The organism is Serratia sp. (in: enterobacteria) (genome assembly GCF_046715635.1).
Lineage (GTDB): Bacteria > Pseudomonadota > Gammaproteobacteria > Enterobacterales > Enterobacteriaceae > Chania.
Window position 1 is genome coordinate 1 of sequence record NZ_JBKJYW010000331.1, and the last position, 3922, is coordinate 3922.

General features: G+C 60.0%; 2 protein-coding genes and 2 pseudogenes. 3 read left to right on the plus strand and 1 reads right to left on the minus strand.

The annotated features are described in order from the left end of the window. The first annotated feature begins 7 nt into the window (after positions 1-7). From ACLQ7H_RS17555 to kdpB, 3 genes and pseudogenes are all read left to right on the plus strand, one after another. Positions 8-97: a K(+)-transporting ATPase subunit F gene (locus ACLQ7H_RS17555; RefSeq protein ID WP_037375124.1), complete on the plus strand. Its 90-nt coding sequence runs from the start codon at positions 8-10 to the stop codon at positions 95-97. Further along, positions 97-1785, plus strand: a complete 1689-nt coding sequence (gene kdpA / locus ACLQ7H_RS17560) for a potassium-transporting ATPase subunit KdpA (protein WP_411753764.1) — start codon at positions 97-99, stop codon at positions 1783-1785. Before ACLQ7H_RS17555 ends, kdpA begins: the two co-directional genes overlap by 1 nt. A gap of 25 nt (positions 1786-1810) precedes the next feature. Next, positions 1811-3595 (plus strand): annotated as a pseudogene (gene kdpB, locus ACLQ7H_RS17565) (potassium-transporting ATPase subunit KdpB); the annotation flags it as partial. 17 nt (positions 3596-3612) lie between these two features. On the opposite strand, the pseudogene ACLQ7H_RS17570 reads toward kdpB, so the two are convergent. Continuing rightward, positions 3613-3906: pseudogene (locus tag ACLQ7H_RS17570) on the minus strand (HAD-IC family P-type ATPase); the annotation flags it as partial. Positions 3907-3922: the final 16 nt, after the last annotated feature.

The window sequence follows — 3922 nt, forward strand, 5'->3', positions numbered from 1 at the left end:
GTGTCCCGTGAGTTTCAGCGTTATTGGTGGTGCGCTGTTGGTTCTGCTGCTGTTGGGCTATCTGGTTTATGCCCTGTTTAATGCGGAGGACTTCTGATGGCAGCTTCAGCCTTCTTGTTGATCGCCAGCTTTGTGCTGGTGCTTCTGGTGCTGGCTCGTCCCCTGGGCAGCTTTATAGCTCGCCTGATCGAGGGAGAGCCACTACCGGTGCTGCGCCATGTGGAAGCGACCGTTTGGCGTTGTTGCGGTAATGACACCGCTGAGATGAACTGGTGGCAGTACGCGCTGGCAATCCTGTGGTTCAATATCCTCGGTATCGTGTTGCTGTTTGCACTGCTGATGGCACAGGGTTCTTTACCGCTCAACCCGCAAGGGTTCCCCGGTTTATCTTGGGATCTGGCGTTCAATACCGCCGTCAGCTTCGTCACCAATACCAACTGGCAGGCCTACAGCGGGGAAAACACCCTCAGCTATCTCAGCCAGATGGCCGGATTGACGGTACAGAACTTCCTGTCTGCCGCCACCGGTATCGCCGTTGCCTTTGCCCTGATCCGGGCCTTTGCACGTCGTTCCAGCGCCACCATCGGTAACGCCTGGATCGATATCCTGCGCATTACCCTTTATGTGCTGTTGCCGCTGTCACTGCTGATCGCGCTGTTCTTCGTCAGCCAGGGGACATTGCAGAACTTTCTGCCTTACCTGCATGTGACCACGCTGGAAGGGGCACAGCAGACCTTACCGATGGGGCCAGTGGCCTCGCAGGAAGCAATCAAGATGCTCGGCACCAACGGTGGCGGCTTCTTCGGTGCCAACTCGGCGCATCCGTTTGAAAACCCGACCGTATTGACCAACTTTGTGCAGATGCTGGCGATCTTCCTGATCCCTTGCGCTCTGTGCTTCTCCTTTGGTCAGGTCGCCGATGAAAACCGTCAGGGTCACGCGCTGATCTGGGCCATGGCGCTGATCTTTATCATTGCGGTGATCGTGGTGATGAATGCTGAACTGGCTGGCAACCCGCACCTGAGCGCGCTGGGCAGCAGTAGCAACATCAATATGGAAGGTAAAGAGTCCCGCTTTGGCATTCTCGCCAGCAGCATGTTCTCGGTGGTGACCACTGCGGCCTCCTGCGGTGCGGTCAACGCCATGCATGACTCCTTTACCGCGCTGGGTGGCATGGTGCCGATGTGGCTGATGCAGATCGGCGAAGTGGTGTTCGGCGGTGTCGGTTCCGGCCTGTACGGCATGCTGCTGTTCGTGCTGCTGACAGTATTTATCGCCGGGCTGATGATTGGCCGCACGCCGGAATATCTCGGTAAGAAGATCGATGTTTATGACATGAAGATGACCGCGCTGGCGATCCTGGTGACGCCGACCTTGGTACTGCTGGGCACCGCGTTGGCGATTGCTACCGACGCCGGCCGTGCTGGCATCCTCAACCCAGGGGCGCATGGCTTCAGTGAAGTGCTGTATGCCTTCTCTTCGGCAGCCAACAACAACGGTAGCGCCTTTGCTGGCCTGAGCGTCAACACGCCGTTCTACAACCTGCTGCTGGCCTTGGCGATGTTTGTTGGCCGCTTCGGGGTGATCCTGCCGGTGCTGGCCATTGCGGGTTCGCTGTGTGTCAAAAAACGCCAACCGGCGGGCAACGGCACGCTGCCAACCTACGGGCCACTGTTTATCGGCCTGCTGGTCGGTACCATCCTGCTGGTCGGTGCCCTGACCTTCGTTCCTGCATTGGCGCTAGGTCCGGTAGCCGAACACTTACAACTGTGGTTGGCCAATTAACAGTCATAACAGAGAGAAGAACAAGATGACTCGCAAACAACGCGCACTGTTTGAACCGGCACTGATGCGTACCGCGCTGCTCGATGCGGTGAAAAAGCTGGACCCACGCGTTCAGTGGCGTAACCCGGTGATGTTCGTGGTGTACCTCGGCAGTATCCTGACTTCGGTCATTTGGCTGGCGGTGCTTTCAGGCAACGCCGAAGGTAGCGCGACCTTTACCGGCAGCATCGCCATGTGGCTGTGGTTTACCGTGCTGTTCGCCAACTTCGCCGAGGCGCTTGCGGAAGGACGCAGCAAGGCTCAGGCAGAAAGCCTGAAGGGTACCAAGAAAACCAGTTGGGCGAAGAAACTCGCCACGCCTAAGCGTGATGGCGCCACCGAGAAAGTCTCGGCCGAGAGCCTGCGTAAAGGGGATATCGTGCTGGTGGAAGCCGGTGACATCATTCCTTGCGATGGTGAAGTGCTGGAAGGCGGTGCCTCGGTCGATGAAAGCGCCATCACCGGTGAATCTGCACCGGTGATCCGTGAATCCGGTGGTGACTTCTCCTCCGTGACCGGCGGGACGCGCATTCTGTCCGACTGGCTGGTGGTGCAGTGCAGCGTCAACCCCGGGGAAACCTTCCTCGATCGCATGATCGCTATGGTCGAAGGTGCCAAACGCCGTAAAACCCCAAACGAAGTGGCGCTGACCATTTTGCTGGTGGCGTTGACTATCGTGTTCGTACTGGCGACCGCTACCCTGTTTCCTTACTCGCAATACAGCGTGGAAGCCGCAGGCAGCGGCAGCATAGTGTCGATCACCGTGTTGGTTGCCTTGCTGGTCTGCCTGATCCCGACCACCATCGGTGGGCTGCTGTCCGCTATCGGCGTCGCCGGGATGAGCCGTATGCTAGGTGCCAACGTGATCGCCACCAGCGGGCGCGCCGTTGAGGCCGCCGGTGACGTTGACGTATTGCTGCTGGACAAGACCGGTACCATCACCCTCGGTAACCGTCAGGCGTCCGAATTCCTGCCGGCTCCCGGGGTAAAAGAGCAAGAGCTGGCCGATGCCGCCCAACTCTCTTCGCTAGCCGATGAAACGCCGGAAGGCCGCAGTATCGTGGTGCTGGCCAAGCAGCGCTTCAACCTGCGCGAACGTGATTTGCAGGCGTTGAATGCCACCTTCGTGCCTTTCTCTGCGCAAACCCGTATGAGCGGCGTCAACGTGCAGGACCGGATGATCCGTAAAGGGGCAGTGGACGCCATTCGCCGCCACGTCGAATCCAACAATGGCCACTTCCCACGTGCGGTAGATGAGTTGGTGGAAAGCGTCGCTCGTACCGGCGGTACGCCGTTGGTGGTCGCCGAAGGGCCTCGCGTGCTGGGGGTGGTGGCGCTGAAAGACATCGTCAAAGGCGGGATTAAAGAACGCTTTGCCGAATTGCGCAAGATGGGCATCAAGACGGTGATGATCACCGGGGATAACCGCCTGACCGCCGCCGCCATTGCAGCCGAAGCCGGTGTGGATGACTTCCTGTCGGAAGCCACGCCAGAGGCCAAACTGGCGCTGATCCGTCAGTATCAGGCGGAAGGACGCCTGGTCGCGATGACCGGCGACGGCACCAACGACGCCCCTGCACTGGCGCAGGCCGACGTGGCGGTTGCCATGAACTCGGGGACGCAGGCGGCCAAGGAAGCGGGCAACATGGTCGATCTGGACTCCAACCCGACCAAGCTGATCGAAGTGGTGCATATCGGCAAGCACATGCTGATGACGCGCGGATCACTGACCACCTTCACTATCGCCAACGATGTGGCGAAGTACTTGGCCACGTCGTTGGCGATGCTGAAGGTGGTCAGCGAGCCGCGTGTCATCAGCATCTGCTTGCCGGTCTCGACGATCTCGATCAGCTTGGTCGGGTTGCTGTCCAGATCGACCATGTTGCCGGCCTCTTTCGCCGCTTGCGTGCCCGAGTTCATGGCCACCGCCACGTCGGCCTGGGCCAGCGCGGGCGCGTCGTTGGTGCCGTCGCCGGTCATCGCGACGAGCTTGCCTTCGGCCTGGTACTGGCGGATCAGCGCCAGCTTGTCTTCCGGCGTGGCCTCGGCCAGGAAGTCGTCGACGCCGGCCTCGGCCGCGATCGCGGCGGCGGTGAGC